The organism is Alkalibacterium sp. s-m-28, from assembly GCF_054658175.1.
Genome location: NZ_BAAGIQ010000015.1, coordinates 1 through 20,573, shown reverse-complemented (window position 1 = coordinate 20,573; position 20,573 = coordinate 1). Strand labels below are relative to the sequence as shown.

The 20,573-nt window shown below is 40.6% G+C and carries 17 protein-coding genes; 9 read left to right on the top strand and 8 right to left on the bottom strand.

The annotated features are described in order from the left end of the window. Positions 1–16: 16 nt before the first annotated feature. Both ACYQ4S_RS03810 and ACYQ4S_RS03805 read right to left on the bottom strand, forming a co-directional pair. Positions 17–1,021 carry a sensor histidine kinase gene (locus ACYQ4S_RS03810; RefSeq protein WP_459769467.1) on the bottom strand — a complete coding sequence of 335 codons (1,005 nt, stop codon included), beginning with the start codon at positions 1,019–1,021 and terminating at the stop codon, positions 17–19. 2 nt (positions 1,022–1,023) lie between these two features. Then, positions 1,024–1,701: a response regulator transcription factor gene (locus ACYQ4S_RS03805; protein WP_459769465.1), complete on the bottom strand. Its 678-nt coding sequence runs from the start codon at positions 1,699–1,701 to the stop codon at positions 1,024–1,026. A gap of 277 nt (positions 1,702–1,978) precedes the next feature. Here ACYQ4S_RS03805 and ACYQ4S_RS03800 point away from each other — a divergent pair, with 277 nt between their 5' ends. The 6 genes from ACYQ4S_RS03800 to ACYQ4S_RS03775 all read left to right on the top strand — a co-directional run bounded on the left by ACYQ4S_RS03800 (position 1,979) and on the right by ACYQ4S_RS03775 (position 8,402). Next, complete coding sequence (locus ACYQ4S_RS03800) at positions 1,979–2,656, top strand: response regulator transcription factor (protein ID WP_459769463.1); 678 nt, start codon at positions 1,979–1,981, stop codon at positions 2,654–2,656. A gap of 12 nt (positions 2,657–2,668) precedes the next feature. Beyond that, complete coding sequence (locus ACYQ4S_RS03795) at positions 2,669–3,709, top strand: sensor histidine kinase (protein ID WP_459769461.1); 1,041 nt, start codon at positions 2,669–2,671, stop codon at positions 3,707–3,709. A gap of 387 nt (positions 3,710–4,096) precedes the next feature. Next, on the top strand, positions 4,097–4,876 hold the full coding sequence (locus tag ACYQ4S_RS03790; protein WP_459769459.1) for an ABC transporter ATP-binding protein: 780 nt from the start codon (positions 4,097–4,099) through the stop codon (positions 4,874–4,876). Then, the gene (locus ACYQ4S_RS03785) at positions 4,873–6,801 is read left to right on the top strand and encodes an FtsX-like permease family protein (protein WP_459769457.1); all 1,929 of its coding nucleotides are present in this window, start codon (positions 4,873–4,875) and stop codon (positions 6,799–6,801) included. The genes ACYQ4S_RS03790 and ACYQ4S_RS03785 overlap by 4 nt, the downstream gene beginning before the upstream one ends. A gap of 4 nt (positions 6,802–6,805) precedes the next feature. Next, positions 6,806–7,114, top strand: coding sequence for a YxeA family protein (locus ACYQ4S_RS03780; RefSeq protein ID WP_459769455.1), 309 nt, complete (start codon positions 6,806–6,808; stop codon positions 7,112–7,114). A gap of 124 nt (positions 7,115–7,238) precedes the next feature. Then, positions 7,239–8,402 (top strand): glycoside hydrolase family 27 protein, encoded by a 1,164-nt coding sequence (locus ACYQ4S_RS03775; RefSeq protein ID WP_459769454.1) that lies wholly within the window; start codon positions 7,239–7,241, stop codon positions 8,400–8,402. A gap of 158 nt (positions 8,403–8,560) precedes the next feature. Here ACYQ4S_RS03775 and ACYQ4S_RS03770 read toward each other — a convergent pair whose 3' ends face one another. Together ACYQ4S_RS03770 and ACYQ4S_RS03765 are read right to left on the bottom strand one after the other, a co-directional pair. Then, on the bottom strand, positions 8,561–9,418 hold the full coding sequence (locus tag ACYQ4S_RS03770; RefSeq protein ID WP_459769452.1) for an AraC family transcriptional regulator: 858 nt from the start codon (positions 9,416–9,418) through the stop codon (positions 8,561–8,563). A 41-nt stretch (positions 9,419–9,459) separates the two neighbouring features. After that, positions 9,460–9,879 (bottom strand): DUF1801 domain-containing protein, encoded by a 420-nt coding sequence (locus ACYQ4S_RS03765; RefSeq protein ID WP_459769450.1) that lies wholly within the window; start codon positions 9,877–9,879, stop codon positions 9,460–9,462. A 263-nt stretch (positions 9,880–10,142) separates the two neighbouring features. On the opposite strand from ACYQ4S_RS03765, the gene ACYQ4S_RS03760 reads away from it, so the two are divergent. The 3 genes from ACYQ4S_RS03760 (at position 10,143) to ACYQ4S_RS03750 (ending at position 14,247) form a co-directional block, all read left to right on the top strand. Next, positions 10,143–12,164 (top strand): right-handed parallel beta-helix repeat-containing protein, encoded by a 2,022-nt coding sequence (locus ACYQ4S_RS03760; RefSeq protein WP_459769448.1) that lies wholly within the window; start codon positions 10,143–10,145, stop codon positions 12,162–12,164. Between the two features lie 134 nt (positions 12,165–12,298). Beyond that, on the top strand, positions 12,299–12,739 hold the full coding sequence (locus ACYQ4S_RS03755; protein ID WP_459769446.1) for a phosphatase PAP2 family protein: 441 nt from the start codon (positions 12,299–12,301) through the stop codon (positions 12,737–12,739). Between the two features lie 176 nt (positions 12,740–12,915). Further along, positions 12,916–14,247 (top strand): ISL3 family transposase, encoded by a 1,332-nt coding sequence (locus tag ACYQ4S_RS03750; RefSeq protein ID WP_459769444.1) that lies wholly within the window; start codon positions 12,916–12,918, stop codon positions 14,245–14,247. 551 nt (positions 14,248–14,798) lie between these two features. Here the strand turns inward: ACYQ4S_RS03750 and ACYQ4S_RS03745 are convergent. From ACYQ4S_RS03745 to ACYQ4S_RS03730, 4 genes are all read right to left on the bottom strand, one after another. After that, the gene (locus tag ACYQ4S_RS03745; protein ID WP_459769442.1) at positions 14,799–16,037 is read right to left on the bottom strand and encodes an RNA-guided endonuclease TnpB family protein; all 1,239 of its coding nucleotides are present in this window, start codon (positions 16,035–16,037) and stop codon (positions 14,799–14,801) included. A 264-nt stretch (positions 16,038–16,301) separates the two neighbouring features. Next, positions 16,302–17,468 carry an RNA-guided endonuclease InsQ/TnpB family protein gene (locus ACYQ4S_RS03740; RefSeq protein WP_459769440.1) on the bottom strand — a complete coding sequence of 389 codons (1,167 nt, stop codon included), beginning with the start codon at positions 17,466–17,468 and terminating at the stop codon, positions 16,302–16,304. 611 nt (positions 17,469–18,079) lie between these two features. Further along, positions 18,080–19,600, bottom strand: coding sequence for a carboxylesterase/lipase family protein (locus tag ACYQ4S_RS03735; protein WP_459769438.1), 1,521 nt, complete (start codon positions 19,598–19,600; stop codon positions 18,080–18,082). Between the two features lie 336 nt (positions 19,601–19,936). Then, positions 19,937–20,305 (bottom strand): hypothetical protein, encoded by a 369-nt coding sequence (locus tag ACYQ4S_RS03730; protein ID WP_459769436.1) that lies wholly within the window; start codon positions 20,303–20,305, stop codon positions 19,937–19,939. Positions 20,306–20,573 lie beyond the last annotated feature (268 nt).

Below are 20,573 nucleotides of genomic sequence, written 5' to 3'. Positions count from 1 at the left end.
ACTCTTAAGTGACTAATCAGTCACCTTTCGTTTTATATAATTTAATGACGAACCGGGCGCCTGTATGGGAACTATTTTCTGCAGTTATCGTTCCATTCTGACTTTCTATAATGCTTCTGGACATGGCCAGGCCGATGCCTATGCTGTCGTTGCCCGCATGTTTTCCTTTGTAAAAACGATTGAATATATATGGCAGATCCTCTTTATGAATTCCAGGACCCGAATCGCTAATTATGATTTCAGTATAGATAGGGTTCTCTTCCGCATGAATACTTAAACGCCCAGATACAGGGGTGTGCTCAATACAATTTTTCAGGATATTCACCAGTGCTTCTCTCAGCCAGTTAAAGTCTCCCGTCAGTTCAACCGATTCATTTATAACCCGGTCAAGAGACTGGTCCTTGATATCAATCATGATCATTAGGGGCTTAAGTGCTTCATCAATCAGTTTCGACACATTGACAGGATTCCTCTTGAATTCCAGTGTCCCCGCATCGATTTTTGACAGGGTCAGAAGCGCACTCAAGAGCCAGTCCATGCGTTCCAGCTGCCTGACGATATTCTTGGTGAACTCTGTCCTCTTTTCTTCCGTCAGAGTACTCTGACTCAGCAGGTCGGTCATGACCGTCATCGACGTCAGTGGCGTCTTCAGCTGATGAGAAATATCCGACAGTGCGTCCGCCAGCCGTTTCTTATCCTTTTTCAAGTAGTCCCCTTGCCTTGAAAGCATCATTGTCACTTTATATATTTCGCTTTTAAGTATGCTGAGTTCTCCTTCGCTGTTGTCCCGGATATCCATCTGATCATTGCCGTTGCTGATTTTTCTCAGATACCATGCCAGATGCTCAAGGTCCTTGTAGCGCCTATGGGAATAAAGCATCGTATAGACAATCATACCGGTTGAAAAAATTACTGTTATGAGTCCCGAAAGTGGATGGATCCATGCCGTGATGAGTGTAGCTGTGGCCGCCAGACCAGCCATGCCGATAAGATGCAGTCTGATTTCTCTGTTTCGTATCATAGTCAGTCTCCTAATTTATAGCCCAGTCCTCTGATTGTTTTAATAAGCTGAGGGTCCTGCGGGTTATCTTCCAGTTTATCCCGTATACGTTTGATGTACACAGTCAGTGTGTTGTCGTTAACAAAATCGCCAGCCACATCCCAGATATTATCCAGAAGCTGATCTCTTGAAAGCACATGCCCCTGATGATTGATGAACACCAGAAGGAGTCTGTACTCAAGAGCGGTCAGCAGGATTTCCGTCTCTCCTTTATACACTTTTGCATCCTTCGTATTGACACGTAAATCTTTATAGGTAAAAAGAGAGGCTGACTTGTGATCTTTATTGTAACGTCTAAGTACGGACTGGATTCTTGATAACAGCTCTCTTAAACGGAACGGTTTGGCAATATAGTCATCCGCTCCCATATCCAGGCCCATGACGACGTTTGCTTCATCAGCATGCGCTGTCAGAAAAATAACGGGAGTATCGCTCCCTTGCCGAATTTTTCTGCACAACTCATAACCTGTGCCGTCTGGAAGAGAGACATCCAGAAGGCACAGGTCAAACGACTCTTTGCTGATAGCCTGGGTGGCTTGTCTGACATTTTCACAGTAGGTCACATCGAAGCCTTCGTTTTCCAGTGAATAAGTCAGACCTGATGCAATAATTGTATCGTCTTCTACTACTAATAATTTCACTATGGCACCTCGCTCGTTTTCTTTAATCTTTTAGTGTTTAATATCTATCTTATTATACAACAAGTTACCAATTACAAAATCATTTGTTACGCAAGTTTTTCCTAAGGTCTATTCAGCAATCAATTAATTAACTTGTTTACTTTAAAGTAAATAAATTTGTTTCTCCTACTCATCATCTGATCGCCCTTCATACTTTCTATACACTATTGAAACTTTTTGTAGTACCATGTTAGATAAATGAGTTGGTACTGAGCATCAACTTCAGGGAGTGATCAGCATGAAAATAATGATAATTGAAGATGACCGGTATATTCTTGATTCTTTAAAGTCAGAACTAAGTCGATGGTCTTATGAGGTATGCAGTCCAACAGACTTTTCACAAATTATGCGCACTTTTTCTTCCGAACAGCCTCATCTCGTCATGATCGATATCCAGCTGCCACAATACGATGGGTTCCACTGGTGTAGAGAGATTCGAAATGTTTCAAAAGTACCTATTATTTTTTTATCCTCGAGGGATCATCCCATGGATATGGTCATGGCAATGAATACAGGCGCAGATGACTATGTTCAGAAACCATTTAACATGGAAGTTCTCATAGCCAAAATCAAGTCCCTGCTCAGAAGAGTATACTCTTATGAGGAAGCTGCAATTGACATCCTTGAATGGAATCATGCTGTTATTGATCTGAAGAGTGGAGAAATAAAGAAAGACGATGTAACACTAAACCTTACTAGAAATGAATGTTTTATTTTAAGTGTGTTAGTGAATGCCTCCAATACTATTGTGTCGAGACAAGAGCTTATGAAATTACTTTGGGATGATGACCAGTACATTAATGATAATACCTTGACAGCCAATGTTAAACGAGTCCGCGAGAAATTAGAACCTTTGGGCCTGTCAAAGGCCTTACTGACAAAAAAAGGCCAGGGCTATATGGCTGTGACTTTGTAAAGGAAAAGTGATATGCTAAAAAACTATTTAAATTCAAGAAAAAGCTGGATCGTACTTTTTTTGGTATTTATTCTGCTGACTAATTTCGTTATTATTACAGACGCCGGTATACAGATACAGAAGGCCTCATTAATTTACTTAAATCTATTACTTGTCAGTCTTATGATAGGCTTTACTGTCTGGCGGTATAAAACAGAGACAGCTTATATCCATCATTTACTTATCCTTTCTAACAGCTATCCTGATAACTGGATGAGTGATATTCCAGAACCTGACCCCCTAACAATGGATCATAAAGTCTATGACTTGCTCCAGGCTGTTCAGTCTTATCATGTAGAGAACGCACAGCAGTCCAAGAACGATCATAGAATGGAAGAAAATGCATTAGTTTCATGGGTCCACGATTTAAAATCACCATTAACTGCTATTAAGCTAACTTTAGATTCCAACCCTTCTAATCCCCTTGCGCACAAAATAGAACCGTCCTGGCTGCAGATCAATATGCTGCTGGACCGTCAGTTATATATATCCAGAATGTCGGATCTGGAAAATGATTTAATATCTGAGAACATTGACATTCAGCAACTAGTCAGAGAGGAGATAAAATCGTTATCTACTTGGTTCAGAGAAAAAAATCTATCTGTCACTATACTATCAGATGAGACTAAACAAGTGATCACAGATCGGAAATGGTGTGGCTTCATAATAAGGCAACTCCTATCTAACGCAGTAAAATATAGTCCTGAGAACGAAGAGATTAAAATTCTGATCGGCCACACTGATGTGGATTCTACTTATCTGACTTTTAAAGACAATGGACCTGGGATTAGTTCCCATGACCTTCCCAGAATCTTCGATAAAGGATTTACTGGGGATAATGGGAGAGTTCAGCAGTCTTCTACTGGCATAGGATTATATTTGGCCCATACCATTGCTGAAAAACTTCACCATACCATTTTAGTCGAATCTTATGAGGATAAAGGAACGTCTGCTTCTATCGTCTTCAAGGGCGACAACGCGTTTAATACCCTAAAAAGAACCGAAAGCTTTTAAATAAATCACCGTATCTACTCTTGGTTAAAAACCAGATGACTTTTATCCTGATTAAGTTGTGATTTTCACTTAAGATGTATTGTCTATTCGTAGTAAAATACCCGTTGCTATAAGTCAATCCGACAAACCAAATGTCAGGGAGCTGAAGATAGTTTCCTAAAAATGCATTCCCCATTTTGTTTCCTGGTTTAAGGATAATAATGAGGAATGCATTTTTATGTGTTTACATAATATAAATCGTTTCAATCGATATGAGAGTGCTTGGGTGAGAAAAATGAGCAAAGTGACAAAATTATCACTTATCACTTATAAAAGTCACTTACTTCGAACGACCGAAACCATTTATAACGGTAAACTATCAATAGATCGAACTATAGGAGTGAAAACATGACAACATTACCAAATCAACAAACGATTCTACTTGCTCGAAATCTAATCAAATCATATGGTTCTGTAAGACACACACAGGATGTGCTGAAAGGAATCAATTTAAGAATATTAGCGGGTGAGTTTCTTGGAATTATGGGACCATCAGGCTCAGGTAAGACAACGCTTCTCAATACTCTCGCAACAATTGACCGTCCTTCATCTGGCGATGTGATTATAGAAGATAGAAATGTGTCTAAACTTAAGGATAAAGAGCTCTCTCAAATTCGGCACAAACTGTTAGGCTTCATTTTTCAGGATTACAACCTGCTTGATACGTTAACGGTAAAAGAAAATATTTTACTGGCCGTCTCATTGACTAAAAAAAGCAAATCTGAAGCAGAATATGCCTTCACTAATGTTGCTGAAGGATTAGGTATCAGCGACTTGGCTGATAAATATCCTTCGGAGCTGTCAGGAGGACAAAAGCAACGAACCTCTGCTGCCAGAGCCTTGATTCACTCTCCATCTCTTGTCTTCGCAGATGAACCTACTGGTGCTCTTGATTCCCAAGCAGCATCTGACTTGCTGGAAACCCTCCAGACTATAAACCAAGCCGATAAGGTCACGATTGGTATGGTCACACACGATCCAGTCGCTTCTAGTTATTGCAGCCGAGTTGTATTTTTAAAAGATGGGGAAATATATTCCGAGTTGTATCGTGGCGATAAATCTAGAGAGTCTTTCTTTAAAGATATTCTCGATATGCAGGCTGTACTAGGAGGAGGAAAACAGAAGTGAACATTTATGTACTTGCAGGTAGAAGCGCTATAAAAAATCTCAAGATGTATTATCTCTACTTTTTCTCTATGATTATATCGGTCAGCCTTTTCTTTGTCTTTTCCAGCCTTCAGTATGATGAGACTGTTGCATACATGGCTGATTCAAGTGTCAATTTTGCCTCTTCGTTTCAAGTAGCAGGTATTTTGCTGATAGTAATTACTTTACTATTTACCTTATACGCAAATAACATCTTCATTCGTCGTCGTAGTCAGGAAATCGGTCTCTATCAGCTGATTGGACTATCTAAAAACTGGATTAGTAGGCTGCTGGTTATAGAGCACTTTGCGCTCAGCTCTGCTGCTCTTATTATAGGTCTGTTCGTCGGGATCTTACTTTCAAGATTGTTCGTCCTACTGTTTGTGAACATTATAGGAATTAACAGTCCAATTTCCTTAACATTCTCTTCCAGAGCTTTTTTACAAACGTTGTCAGTCTATTTATGCCTAGTTATCATTACATCTCTTCAAATGTATAAAATAGTTTATGGGTCAACTTTAGTCGAATTATTCCATTCTCAATCTAACAACGATCGTCATTACGAGAAAAACAACATCATGTCGGGAATTACTGCGGTATCAGGTCTCATACTGGTTGCTTCAGGTTACTATATCTCCACTTTAATAATTGATCATGCAGATAATTTATTGCTATTTATGCTTCTTGTTCTGATCAGTACTGTCTTAGGAACATATTTTATATTTAAATCAGCTATAGGGTGGCTTTTATCTCTTTACCGTAAGAGTAAGAGAGGAAACTTAAGCCTTTATAATAGTTTGTCTATTGCACCCCTCATGCACAAAATGAAAGATCATTCACGTTCACTGACCTTAATTACCATACTTTCTGCCATGACTATTACTATGATATCGCTCTCCTATTCATTGTACTATTCGACTGAAAAAGATGTCTCAGCTTCAATGCCCCTTGATTTTGTAGTTGAAAACAGTGAATCAACGGCCGAAAATGTCCGGCAAGATTTACAGACTGAGTCCATTCCTTTTTCACATCACACTGTCTCAGCAATTAGACTTACCGGTCGAATACAGGATTCCTCTAGACCCTCCGGTAACGGTGAACGATCTTTTCTGGTTTTTTCAGAAGATACTTTAAAAGATACTGGTTCTACTGAACAAGCTATCGAAGATGGCTACGCTGTTCAGTTCAATTCTTTTTCGGCAGTTACTTCAGTGGATACCGATTCTTCCAGAGAAGTATCTTTTGATCTATCTACTGGTTTGGATACGCTCCAAATAAATAGGCTTAAACCAGCCAATTTGGTGAATATCAATATCATAGGTGAACAGCTGTTAGTAAATCAACGGACCTTTGACCAGCTAATGGCTGCGGCTGAGTCTGATAATCAAGTACAAGTGACGTCATTTGATCTGTTCAATGTGACAGACGGGTACTCCGCCGATGCATCACCAATTTTTCATGAGAACGTACCAGATAATAGTTTTGCAGTTGATTATCATTCATATTACTCGGATACTCTTCAGGCAAACGGTGTTCTCATTTTTATATCTGGATTTTTAGGTCTGGTTCTGTTGCTCGCAACCGGAAGCATTATGTACTTTAAGCAAATGAGCGAAGCCGAGCAGGAAAAAGATAATTACAGAACACTCAGACAACTGGGGTTTCAGTCTGAAGATATAATGATTGGGATTAAAAGGAAACAGTTCTTTGTTTATTTCATTCCCTTAACAATTGGACTTTCACATTCATTTTTTGCACTGAAAGTTGGGTCAGTTATAGTCAATTCAAGTATTGTTATTCCGGTGGCCATCAGTATGCTTACCTACACACTGATCTATGCGTTCTTCGGAATTTTAACTGTTCGGTACTACAGCAGCAAAGTAAATCAATCACTGGAAAGAAGGTAATTTTATGAAAAATAGCAAACTGCTCCTGAGTGTATTAATTGTCTTGAGTTTACTCATCGGTTTTTTGGCTTTTCGTGATACTGTTGATCGATTTAATCCGTTTATAGAGTATGAATATGTTTATGCAACTGTGAACGATGAGCCTGAAGAAGTGAATGGCCGCTATAAATACACCTTAGACGGATACAATGAAGATGGGAATCTTCAGAGAATCGTTTTTACATCGAGTTTGCCACTGGACCAAGGTACTCCACTAAGAGTAATGGCTAAAGGGACGCACACAGATTATTATGAAATACTCTACGAGGAATAGACTCGACCAGAATAATACAACATTTTTCCATAACAAAACAACATCTCCCTATTGGGGTAAAGCAGCTTCAAGTGGTCTAATAGAGCTGACAACTACTTAACCCAATGGAAGGTGGAATAAGAAAATGATTGAACATAATATGGGGCTGCGGCCTCCTCTGGGATGGAATTCCTGGAATACATTTACATGGGACATTAATGAGAAACTGATCCGGGACGTCGCAGACAGGTTTGTGACTGACGGCTATAAGGATGCGGGCTATGAGTATATCGTCATCGACGACTGCTGGAGCCTGAAAGAACGGGACGAAGACGGCAACCTGGTCCCTGATCCAGAAAAGTTTCCAAGCGGCATGAAGGCCCTGGCTGATTACATTCATGGCAAAGGTCTGAAATTCGGGATGTATTCCTGCGCCGGGACACACACCTGTGCAGGTTATCCTGGGAGTTTTGAACATGAATTTCAGGACGCCCGCCAGTTTGCCTCATGGGGTGTCGATCTGCTTAAATACGACTACTGCTTCAAGCCTAGACAGATTTCCGGAGAACTTCTCTATAAACGCATGAGTCTGGCTTTAAAAAATTCCGGAAGAGACATACTCTTTTCAGCCTGTAACTGGGGCGAAGACAATGTCACCCACTGGATACGCGAATCAGGTGCACACATGTACCGCTCCACTGGTGATATTCAGGATAACTGGGAGTCGATTAAAAGACTGGCCCTTTCTCAAGTGGATAAGGCGCGTTATACAGGTGCCTTCTGCCATAATGATATGGACATGCTTGTTGTCGGTATGTACGGCGGCAGTAACGACGGCTTCATAGGCAGTAAAATCGGCGGGTGCACCGATAGTGAATACAAAACACACTTTTCATTATGGAGCATTATGGGTTCCCCTCTGATGATCGGCTGCGACATCCGTGAAGCGAATGAAACAACCCAGAATATTTTACTTAACAAAGATCTCCTGGCAATCAATCAGGATGTGGAAGGCAGAGGCGCTTACCGCATTAAGCCGGAGCCTCAGTGGTTCCATGATGATGATGTCTTTATTCAAGTAAAAGTCCTGGCAGATGGTGAGCTGGCAATCGGCTTCTTTAACTTGAGTGACGCTCAGCGTGAGATTTCCCTTCAGTTCTGGGATCTGGGTCTGCCCTATGCGTCAGGTTATTCCCTTGATCTTCACGACTGCTGGGATCACAAGCCTCTCGGCCAATTCAAGGAACGATATAATCCAGTCGTTCCCGCTCATGACTGTCTGGTCGTCAGAGCAAAGGTCGTCCACTGATATGTCGACAGCTCAGGTCTGCCAGACGTGTGAGCACACCCTTCATCCAGATGAAGGCGCTTTAAATCTGAAGGTCGTCTCACGTACAGCACGCCAGTTTTCATGTCTGGACTGTCTTGGGAAGCGACTGGACTGTGACCGGCAAGCTTTAGAGGACCTCATAACTTATTACCGTGAGTCCGGGAACTGTGTTCTTTTCCGATAGTTTTTTCGGTAAGAGTCATATATTCGGTCGGTGTATAGGACGTGACCTTCTTAAAAACCTTGGAGAAATAGAGAGGATCACTATAGCCAACCGAATTGGCAATGGACTTTACGGACAGATTCGACTTCTGCATCAAGAGACAGGCCTGTTCGATTCTGACATCTCTCAAGTACGTTGAAATCGGCAGACCTGTCGATGCCTTAAACAGACGAAACAGGTAACTGCGTTCGATATTGACGTCCTGAACTATGTCAGTGACAGAGAGCGTAGACTTCCAGTAGTGCTTAAGAATCGTGTCTTTGGCTTGCTGAACATAATCGGTTTTATCAGAGAGGCTCTCTTCAGGAAACTGTTCAACATAATAAGACAGAAGTGTCCGAAGCCTAGCTGCCATACGCATAGTCTCAGCGACCGATTTCTCTTTATTCTCTTCTAGAAAGTAGTAGAGGCTCAAATCACTTTCAGCTTTCTCAGTAATGGGACGATCCGCTGACAGGCTCGTCAGGTCAAGGATAGGAGCAACCTCTTCTCCTGTAAATTCTACCCAGACATACTCCCATGGATCATTGGGATCTGGATAATAGTAAATTTCAGTGTAAGGATAAATCAGGAAGCTCTGACCTTCTTTTAATTCGTACTCTCCGGAACGATTTTGATATATGCCCTTCCCTTTTATGATGTAATGCATAGCATAGACATCCCGGACACCCGGCCCCCATTCATGACTGTTTGGGGGCTTGTGTCCGCTGGAGACATAATTCAGTTGAGTTGAAAGTCTTGGCAGTCCATTGTTTTCAGAGGCATTGAACATGTTTTCCCTACTTTCTGTCGGGTCTGACTATTTTTTAAAACTCATTCAGGATACAGCTTCTGATACGTGTCCACTGTTTTTCTAATCAGTTCTTTCAGGATCAACTGATCTACATCATCAAGCTTATTGATATAGACACAAGCCTTTCCCGTTTTATGCTTGCCGAATGATTCCAGCAGCTGATCCCTTTCTGGGCTGTCATACATGAGATACAGGCTGATTTTTCCCTTTCTAGGAGAAAATGCAGCAAGCGGCGCATCCCCTTCATGACCGGAGGCATAGCGATAGTGATACTTTCCGAAGCCGATGATGCTTGGCCCCCACAGTTTCGGCTCGAATCCCGTCTCTTCCTGAAAAATCTCAAGCAGGCGGTAGGCATCTGCTTTTTTTGCATCGCTCTCCACTGTTTCAATAAATGTTCTGACACTATTGTCGGTCTCTTTAGTTTTTGCATCATACATCTCGTCTCACCCCTTCAGTTTTATAAGCTGCTTTTGTTTTTTTGTTAAGTCTATTATAATCCGTCTGATTCATTAATTCTAATCTGTTTTTAAGCCAATAGTCTTCTAAATCACTCAACTATCTCGCTTAATATTGTTATTCTGCAAACGATTTTAGTTTTTCTATTCACTATGAAAGCCAATACATTGTATACTAGTTAAGTAACCTACAATTGTTTAATGACTCTGTCGATTACAATCATGACAGAATAAGGAGGAAACAAATGAATTATCATGTATCAATCAGTGGAAGTGATCAGGCTAAAGGAACAGCTGACCAGCCTTTCCGTACCATTTCTCAAGCTGCGGCATTGGCCATGCCCGGAGATACCGTTACCGTCCATGCAGGCGTGTACCGTGAATGGGTAAATCCCGCAAATGGTGGAACCGTCGATCATCGAATCGTCTACAAAGCAGCTGGAGATGGCGAAGTCGTCATCACTGGAGCAGAGCGCATAACAGACTGGACAGACGAAGGTGATCAGGTATGGAGTACAGTGGTCCCTAACAGCCTGTTTTCTGCAAGACACCCTTTTAAAGAAGAACTAAGTGGCGATTGGCTTTTTGACGGCGCTTTTACGGCTCATCTCGGTGAGGTTTACCTCGACGGTCAGTCGCTTTATGAATGTGAGAAAGTAGAGCACGTACATAAGCCTGAAGCCTGGTCGGAAGCCAAGTACTCAGAAGCTTCTCTACTCAAATGGACAGCTGAAGTCGATTCTAAAACGACTAAGATCTGGGCTAACTTCGGTGGGAAAGATCCGCGCGAAGAAAATGTCGAAATCAGCGTGCGTCCGCACTGTTTCTGGCCGGAAAAACCGGGTCTTGATTATATAACGGTCAGCGGATTCACTCTGTGCCAGGCCTCTCCTCAGTGGGCAGCGCCAACTGAATTTCAGGAAGGACTGATCGGAACACACTGGAGTAAAGGATGGATCATCGAAAACAACGTGATCAGCGAGTCCAAGAACGTCGGGATCAGTCTTGGTACTGCCATCGGGACTGGGCACACTAGAGACGGCGACAATCACAGTAAAGGTGGTACCCAGCGTGAACAGGAAGTAATTCTGAGAGCTTTACGATCCGGCTGGGATAAGGACCGTGTCGGTAGTCATATTGTCCGAAACAATGTGATTCATGACTGTGAACAGGCTGGAATTGTCGGCCACATGGGAGCAGCCTTCAGCAGCATCTATCAGAATAAAATTTACAATATCCACCACAAGCGAATCCGACATGGGGCTGAAGTAGGAGGCATCAAGCTTCATGCTGCTTTGGACACTCAAATCAGTGACAACAGGATTTACAGTTCCTACCGTGGCCTCTGGCTTGACTGGCAGGCACAAGGAACTCGAATCAGCCGTAATCTATTTTTCGACAATCTGTCAGAAGATTTATTTGTTGAAGTGTGTCATGGCCCATATTTAGTTGATCACAACCTGTTCCTGTCACCGATGAATTTCAGAAACATGGCTCAAGGTGGTGCTTTTGTCCATAATCTGTTTGCCGGACAATTTGTCGTTCAGTCCGAACTGTCACGTACGACACCTTACCATTTCCCACATGAGACAGCCATGGCTGGATATTCTAATATTAGTGGTGGAGATGACAGATACTACAATAACCTTTTCTTAGGGAATGAAGAGACAAACAAAGAGCCTGTCCCTATCACCTTCTTTGAGCATCTTCCGCTTAAAGAAAGAGAAGAAACTGAGGGCAGTGGCGCTGTAATGGATGGTGTTCCTGAAGATTCAATCTGCTACCTGCATCCAGTTGGGCTGGGCGGATACAACGACCATCCTGATGCAAAAGATAAGCCGTGGTGGCAGTACACTAAAGAGGAAATGGCTGAACTTGGTGATGCCGCAAATGATATCCTGGTGGGTAATGCCGTGCTCCCTGTAGCTATGGGAGGAAACGTATACGTGAACAACGCTGTTTCTAGCAGTCATGACCCTCATGCTCCTTCTTCTGAACAGAAAGGAATCGATATTTCAATCGATCAGAATGAAGGCAAAGTCAGCGTCAAAGTAAACGATCCGGACTTGCTTCGTGCTGCTTCTTCCATGGTGGCTACAAGCGATCTTCTCGGAAAAGCTTATCATGCCGATATGGCTTTCGAGCAGCCTGATGGATCACCGTATCGCTTCGATTCGGACTTTTTCGGACATCATAGACCTGATGCTGGACTGACAGCCGGTCCATTTGAACTGGAAAAGAATGCCTATACAGAATTTGAAGTATAGATAGTTTTTGAAGAATCAGACAGCTCATTTGTCTGGTTCTTTTTTTATAAAAAAATGAAATTATTCATTTCCCCTCCACTAGTCAGGCTGTCTATGATACTATGTAAGAAATCAAATGCTAGGATGTTCATGATATGTATGCAAAAGCAATTAACCTTTCCAATCGACTCATTACCTATACGGTGTATGCAATCTACCCTGTAATCATCATGGTACTATTATTCTCAGGTGACTCCAGAATCTGGCGCGTGCTTCTGGCACCGCTGATCTCTTTTGTACTGGTGAGCCTGTTACGGCGCTATATTGATGCACCTCGACCCTATGAAGTCACCGGCAAGGTGCCTATTTTAAATAAAGATACTAAAGGCCAGTCGTTTCCAAGTCGTCATGTCTTTTCTGTTTTCGTGATCGCCTCCACCCTCTATTTCATATCCCGTCCACTTGGAATCTTTCTCATGCTGATCGGCTGCCTACTGGCCGTCCTGCGTGTCATTGGCGGCGTCCATTATCCGAGAGATGTGATTGCTGGGGCGATTATCGGGATATTGTCCGGTATGCTGGGGTTTTATCTTTAATGATGGTTTTGAATTACTTGTAAGTGTAGAAGAAAGATAGACTTACAAATTGGGTTGTACAATAAATGACGTTGGTGAGATTAACTCACTAACGTCATTTTTTTAGATATTAGAAAACAAGTGAGTTCTCCTGTAGAATAATAGTCGACGAAAACATCACCTAAGGAGGAACTCACTTGCCTACTTCAAATGATATGCAAAAATTACTCGATATTCAAGATAAAAATCTCATATTTAAAGATGATTGTGTCACCTACGGTGTTTTAAAAGGGCGAAAAGTTAAATATATCGATTGTAATCTAAGCTATACGCCAGCCGAATGCGAGAAGTGTCACGCTCCGAACAATGATTACAGTATCTATAAAAATGGGACACAGTCCTCTCGTGTAACTTTTCCAATGAGCGGTATTCGACCAACGTATTTACGTATAAGAAAGCAGCGGTTCATGTGTAAAGACTGCGGCTCAAGTTTCACTGCAAAAACCCCGATTGTTAAAGAGCATTGTTTTATATCCACCTTCATTAAGGCTAAGATTTTGACTAAGGCCTCAGAAGCCTGTTCTGTTAAAGATATAGCTAAAGAGGCGAACGTGTCTGAAGCCACGGTCCAAAGAACTATAAACCAGGAAAGCAAGCAATACAGACCTCATTATCATACACTACCGTCACATTTGTCTTTTGACGAATTTAAATACGCCAGTGGGCGAATGGCATTCGAATACATTGATGTCCAAAACGGTCGCATTCTTGATATTCTGCCTTCTAAACACAGTCGCTCAGTCAGTAATCACTTTATATCTCATTACAGCTTGAAGCAAAGAGAGAAAGTAAAGACGATCACTGTAGATATGAATGCAAGCTATGTCAGCTTTATTCCTCGGCTGTTTCCTAATGCACAGATTATCATTGACCGGTTCCATATCGTTCAGCTCGTCAATCGGTCGATGAACAAAACACGCGTAAAGATTATGAATCAGTTCCATACATCAAATGGAGAAGATCAGAAGAAATATCGTAGATTGAAGCACTTCTGGAAAAAGATACTCAAGAAAGAAACGGATCTCTCTTACACTAAGTATCAGCGCTACAAGCTATTTGGACAGCGCCTGGAGTCAGCGATTGTCTCTGAAATGTTGGCCTATGATAGTGAACTAAAAGCTACATATGATGTCTATCAGCAGATTATTCAAGCAGTAGGAATGAACGATTATAATCAATTGAGCTGTATATTGGACCGATCTGACGTTGCAAATTTATCCTCGTACATGAAGACCAGCTTGAGAACACTACGTAAGCATCTTCCGTTTATTAAAAATACGTTTAAATATCCTTACAACAATGGAAAAATAGAAGGAATCAATAATAAAATCAAGGTTCTTAATCGTGTGGCCTACGGCTACAGGAACTTTGCCAACTACAAGAATAGAATTATCATTCACTTTTCTTTAAAATCAGAAGCATCTCAACGTAAACATGCACAAAAAGAAGTGTATAGCATGGTAGCCTAGGCCACCATGCTATACACCCTATATAAACTCTCTGACATTTACTTATTATTCTTTACCAACGTTATTTGACGTAGAACCACAAATTGAGGCTGGACATTAAGTGCGTACTTAATGTTCAGCCTCTTTATATGCAATTACTTTTATCATGCTCAAAAAGCATTGAATAGTATCTTTTTTATCCGTTTGTATATAGAACCGATTGCTGCAGCAATATAATCCCACACTATAAATACTGAAATGGAGACCATCCAGAACCTGATGATATAATTATGTGGGCCTGCATAATCAAGACTATGAAACAGAGTTGAGGCTATAATCAGTAATGAAATGATACCAATTATGAATTTATCTCTCGTTCTACTGCTGTTATCTTTAAACCACTTATCTAAAAGAATGTAGAGCATAAATCAACTACTCGTCACTAAAGTAACGAGTTTGTAAGTACAAGAGATTGTTCTCTTAGCAGTATTATCGCTGTGAAGCTCCTGCCGTCGTCCTACATCATCGGGTGGTTGATAACACCCGCTCAACTATCAATCTATAGATAATAGTTAGTCAATTGCTGGATTTATTTTTTCAAAGTGTGGTTTTTCAACACCAGATATATAATCTGTTCCAAGATATTGAATATTCATAGCTGCTACACGGTCATCATTCGAACGATAAAAACAATTTTTACAACAAAATAGATGTTCTGTTTGTTTCCTATTTTCTTTATCAATCGTTCCGCATTTCGGACAGCGCTGACTTGTGTAACGAGCAGGGACTTTCAAAACCAAAGACCCCTTCTCTGCTGCTTTATACGCAAATTTTTGCTCTAGGTCATAAAATGCCCATGACACAGATTCATAACGGTTATCCTTAGAATGTTTTTCTGTCGCAAAACGTACATTTGTTAAGTCTTCAATAACAAATAAAGTATTTGGTCCATATTGTTCAACGAGTGCCTTACTGATTTGATGATTCACATCATTCATCCAACGGTTTTCTCGCTGTCCTATTGCTTTTAATCGGCGTTTAGCTGATTTCGACCCTTTACTTTGCAACTGTTGACGTAACTTTTTATACTTTCTACGTTTCTTTAAAATATCTTGTCCATTATAAAAGACAGTTTTTCCTTTTTCATCATAGGTTGTTACGAGTTGTCTCAGACCTCTATCAATACCCACGACATGTTGAACTGTTTCTTTATCAAAATCAGGAACTTCTTTTGAAGCAGATATCGCTAGGTACCATTTATTGTTTTGTTCAATTAAATTCGCTCCACCTAGTACCCATGACCCATCATTAAATTTATTGACATGTGGATTGTCTGTTAATAAATAAGGCATTGTTTCTCGTCCATTCATGACAGAAACTGAATAGTGGTTATCAGCTTTTACTGAATAGTCACGATTTCTGAGCAGTATAACTGTTTGTTTATTAAATTCAATTGGTTTTTGTAACCAATCAATCGTTCGTTTTGTGTAACACATTTTATTTAATTCATTATCCCTATATTTATAAGGATTTGACAATAATTGTTTTTCAACTGTTTTGTATTTACCGATGACTGAACGGATAGCAGATTGAGTAATTTGAGCAGACAAACCAAATGACGAACGTAATTCATAATACAGATTGTCATGTATTGTACGCTGTTTTAACTCAAATTCATTTTCGAAAATCCATTTTGAGATATAGTTACAAACCTCTAAATAAACGTTTTGAATTTCTCGAAGTTTAATACTTTGTTCTTCAGTCGGTAAAATTTGTATTTTAAATGTTTCATTGATTTTAATTTTAATCACCTCCACTAAATATAGTATATTATAAATTCTAGTGGAAATCAAGAAAGGAAGTGAAAGACGCTATTCACCTCGGCATTAAAATACCGAGTACCCTAGCGTCAAACAAGTCAATGACCCGGCACTAAAGTACCGGGCTTGTAACTCTAAGTTCAATAGTCCAAACGCTTGATTCCAAGCTCCTATTTTAGGTTACTTCTCGCAAAGGACTACCCTTTGCCCGCAGATTGACTGCTACGGCAATACACAGAATGTATCATGTGTACCTTAACTTGTTTCGACTTTCGTATAGCGGGGACGTTCGGTTCCGGATATCCACTCTGTTCCTAACTGTTGAATGTTCATGGCAGCTACTCGGTCATCGTTTGATTTATAAGAACAATTTTTACAACAAAAAGCATGTTCCCTGTTCAAGCGATTTTCCTTGTCTATAGTCCCGCATTTTGGACAGCGCTGGCTCGTATAGTGAGCATCCACTTTCAAGACTTCCGATTGATTCATTCGGGACTTGTAAGCTAAGTGTTGCTCAAATTGGTAGAAAGCCCAACTGACGGCTTCATATCGATTGTCCTTGTGGTGTTTTTCCGTCGCAAATCGAACATCGGTCAAATCTTCTAAAACAAAAAAGGTGTTCGGTCCATAGTAATCAACGAGTGCCTTCGATAATCGATGATTCACATCGGTCATCCAACGGTTCTCTCGTTGACCTATTTTTCGAATTCTTCGTTTAGCGGATTTGGTATTCTTTTTCTGCAATGACTGTCGAAGTTTCTTGAAGTGACGACGCTTCGCTAATATTTCTTTTCCATTGACAAAATAACTGTTTCCTTTTTCGTCAAAAGTAGTTGCCAAGAAGCGCAACCCTCTGTCGATTCCGACAACGTGTTGAACATCTTCTTTTTCGAATTCAGGATATTCTTTGGTGGCAGAAATATAAAGGAACCATCTGCCGTTCTTGGTGATTAGTTTCGCTTCTCCCAATCTATGTCCTTCAAGAAAATGTTCACGATTTTTAAAAGTAATATCAACTTTTTCACGCTTATTGTTTGTATTGATGGAGACTTGACCTGTTTTCAAGAAACTATAATCACGGTCGCGAGTCAAAGTAAGCTGAGGCGTCTTAAAATTCAATGGGTACCACAAGTGCTCTAATTGACCACCCTTACTTTTGAGTTGCGTTTCGACTGCCTTGTAGCGTGCAATAACATCACGAATCGCATTTTGCGTAAGTTGGGATTTTAAATTAAACGTCTCACGAATTGTATGATAGATTTCTTTGTGAATACTAAATTGCTTCAAGTTAAAGTTATGGTTAAAAATCCATTCGGAAACAAAATTCAAAGCTTTGGTATACGTATTCATCGTATCTTTAAAGATTTGAACTTGTTTTTCATCCGGAAAGATTTGTTGTTTAGCTGTAAGTGTAATATCCATATCCCAAAACCTCCTTTCACTAAATACATTATATCATAATTAATAGTGAAAGGTTAACAGAAAGGACTTCTATAGTGAAAAAATCTAAAGAATTGAGTTCCACAAACCCACCAATTCCTCTCGGCACTAAAGTACCGAGTTTCCTTGGTGGTGAAACTTGATGAAATAACGTGAGCAAGTATAACAATCCCAACAATGCCTAAAGTATACTGGTATAGGAATAAAATCAGCCCTATTACAGATAGAAAAATTATTTTATTGTAAGATGGGTTCTTATTCATAAGCTGTATTCTCCTTACGGAAAGAGTTTGACTTAAAAGTCGAAGATGATTTGTCCATTTAATCAGATTCCGACTTTTTCACTACTATACCTTTAATATATCCCTAATCGACATGATAATACAACTCTTTATGTTGAGAATGGTAACCGTCTATTGGCCTATCAATCTTTACTGTTAAAATATCATCGAATATCTATTTCAGATCCAATTCTTCTCGATTATTGTTTTTCTAATATTAGAAAAACAATAATATTAACATAACTGTACAAATGGATGTTTTGTAAATATAAACGATGCATACTAAGAAAAGATATTTATATCCGGATGTCTCTAGTCATTTTTAAAATACATTCTAACAAGAAAGTCCATGAGTGCATCAGGTTCCTCTTTTACAAATTCAGAGTGATCTTTGAAGACCATTCCGAATGGCTTTTCTGACGTATATGGCTCCCATGTCGGCATCGCTTCACCCGTCACATCATCCCCGTTAGGATTCCCATTTGAGATGAAATTGCCCAGGTAGTTGCTCATCTGACGAGCTAAATCATAGTGTTTGCCTGTGAAGGGTCTCCAGGCCTTAGCTAGCGTCTCAAAGAAGAACCACAGGTCCGCGGAATGGAAAGTCCCAGGGTTATCCCAGCCCGGTATCTCTGGATCAAAATTATAATAATAAAGAGGCGTGTCAGATCCGCTGTCAGAGTTGGCTTGTCCGGCAACGCGTATGGCATATTCAATTGTGCTGACAGAGGCACGTTCCTTGATGTCCTCCAAATTACCGGATTCAAAACGGCAAAGACTCAGATAATCATCCGCATCTGACCCGAATGTTTCCCTTGCCATCTTTTCGAATTCATCTAAGCTCGATACATCTGGAACACTGAAGAATTCAGAAGAGGTATGACCCAGCATGACTGGGACCATCAGACGCTTCTTCTCGAGGAAAAGTTTGAAGACATCCCCCATGACGAACTGCTTATCAATAACAGGCCCCCAGAATTTCTCGTATTCCAATGCTTTCTGACGCAGGTATTCACCTTCAAGTTCACGAGCCTCAGCCAGCGAAGCTACGCCGAGGAAATCGAAGAACTTGACCCCTTCCTCTTCCACTTGTGACAGCGTTCTGCCGCTGCCTGGGATTCCGCTGTTCCCATAGACATTCTTGAACATGCCGCTAAGTACAACTGCTTTATGGAAGAGGGGGTCATTTTGCGGTGCAGTAAGCTGATGCATGACACTGGCGCCTCCTGCTGACTGGCCACCTACCGTGATGTTCTCAGGGTCTCCACCGAATGCTGCTATGTTACGTTTGACCCATTCGATGCCTGCTCTCTGATCCAGCAGGCCAAAGTTTGTAGGTGCATCAGGTGCTTCCGCAGTGAGTTCAGGATGAGCAAGAAAACCGAATGAATTCAGCCGGTAGTTTACCGTAACGACCACCGCTCCTCTTCTCGCCAGACGCTCACCATCAAATTCCATCTCAGCCGTATAACCGTACTGAAACGCTCCGCCGAAAATCCAGACATAGACAGGCAGCTTCTCATCTTCACTTGAAGCCGGTGTCCAAACATTCAAGTAAAGGTTGTCTTCAGCCATAGGAATATCGGGATCCACATGCCATTCTCTTGAATAGAAATCGTCTTTGTTCACTCCTGGAGTGGCCTGCATGGATATCGGTGCAAATTCATAGGCTAGAAGTGTCCCTTCCCAGTTTGACGCAGGCTGTGGTGCGCGCCAGCGGTTCTGTCCGACAGGCGGTGCTGCAAAAGGGACGCCTTTAAATGATGTTATCTTAGGGTCTGCAGCTGGCAGACCCTGTATTAAACCGTTTTCAATTTTGGCTTTTCTTAACATTCTTACATGTTCCTTTCTGTACATATGCTATTTATATCTTTGTTTATCTATAGCCAGTGTCAGTGCACGTTACTTCTATAGTGTTGTTCATAGGATCAAGAACTGGATAACTCCAATAGCCATTCCATTGTGGTGCAGCATAATATGATCTTACACCATTTTTTGATAATTGCCTAATCACTTTTATAAATTAGCAGAATCATAGTTGAGAGACCAGCTTGTTCTAAGATACGTTTTGTCTTCCTCCTAGGTTTAACAGTATATAAGATAAATAGTCTTATAAAAAAATTCAACCTTCAAGGCCAGGTCATACTATCTATCCGTTTCAAGCATGTATTAGTTTGCAAAGTAGGTATGCGCTTCTTTAATTAAGGCATTTTTAGCCGTGTTTACGAATTTTACTACTGTACAAAATTGGAGAACATCTCCATCTTCAAACAAGAGGGTTCCTTCACACATAGCACCGTTTCCATGACTTAGTGCATTAGTAACCGATAATTCCTTTACAGGAGGTCTATTGTCTAATTCCTTATTCAGTTTCTCAAATGAAATAACTGCATCTTCTCCCACGGTCTTCCAAGTAAAATCATCACGCACATACTGCTTCACTAATTCAGCATCTTTTCCCGCAAGAGCTGCTGTCAAGTCAATGACACGTTCCATTTTTGGTGAGTTTCCGCAGTGGACCATGATTTCAGTTTTCATACATTCACCTCCATAAGTAAATTAGTAATTACCAATTTTTTTGTTTTTTCGTGTTGTTTTAATGCAACTATCGTTGCTCTATCAATTAAAATACAAAAAGGCACCTCTTCCCCCCCTTAATCTGATAAAATGAAGTTCACTAAAACAAACATTCATCACTTAAGGAGTGAAAAGAGATGCCTAATCTACTTCAGATTATCATGTATTTAGTTAATAAAATCAAGTGGCAAAACAGTTTAATTCAACTTTTAAACGATTATATTACTTG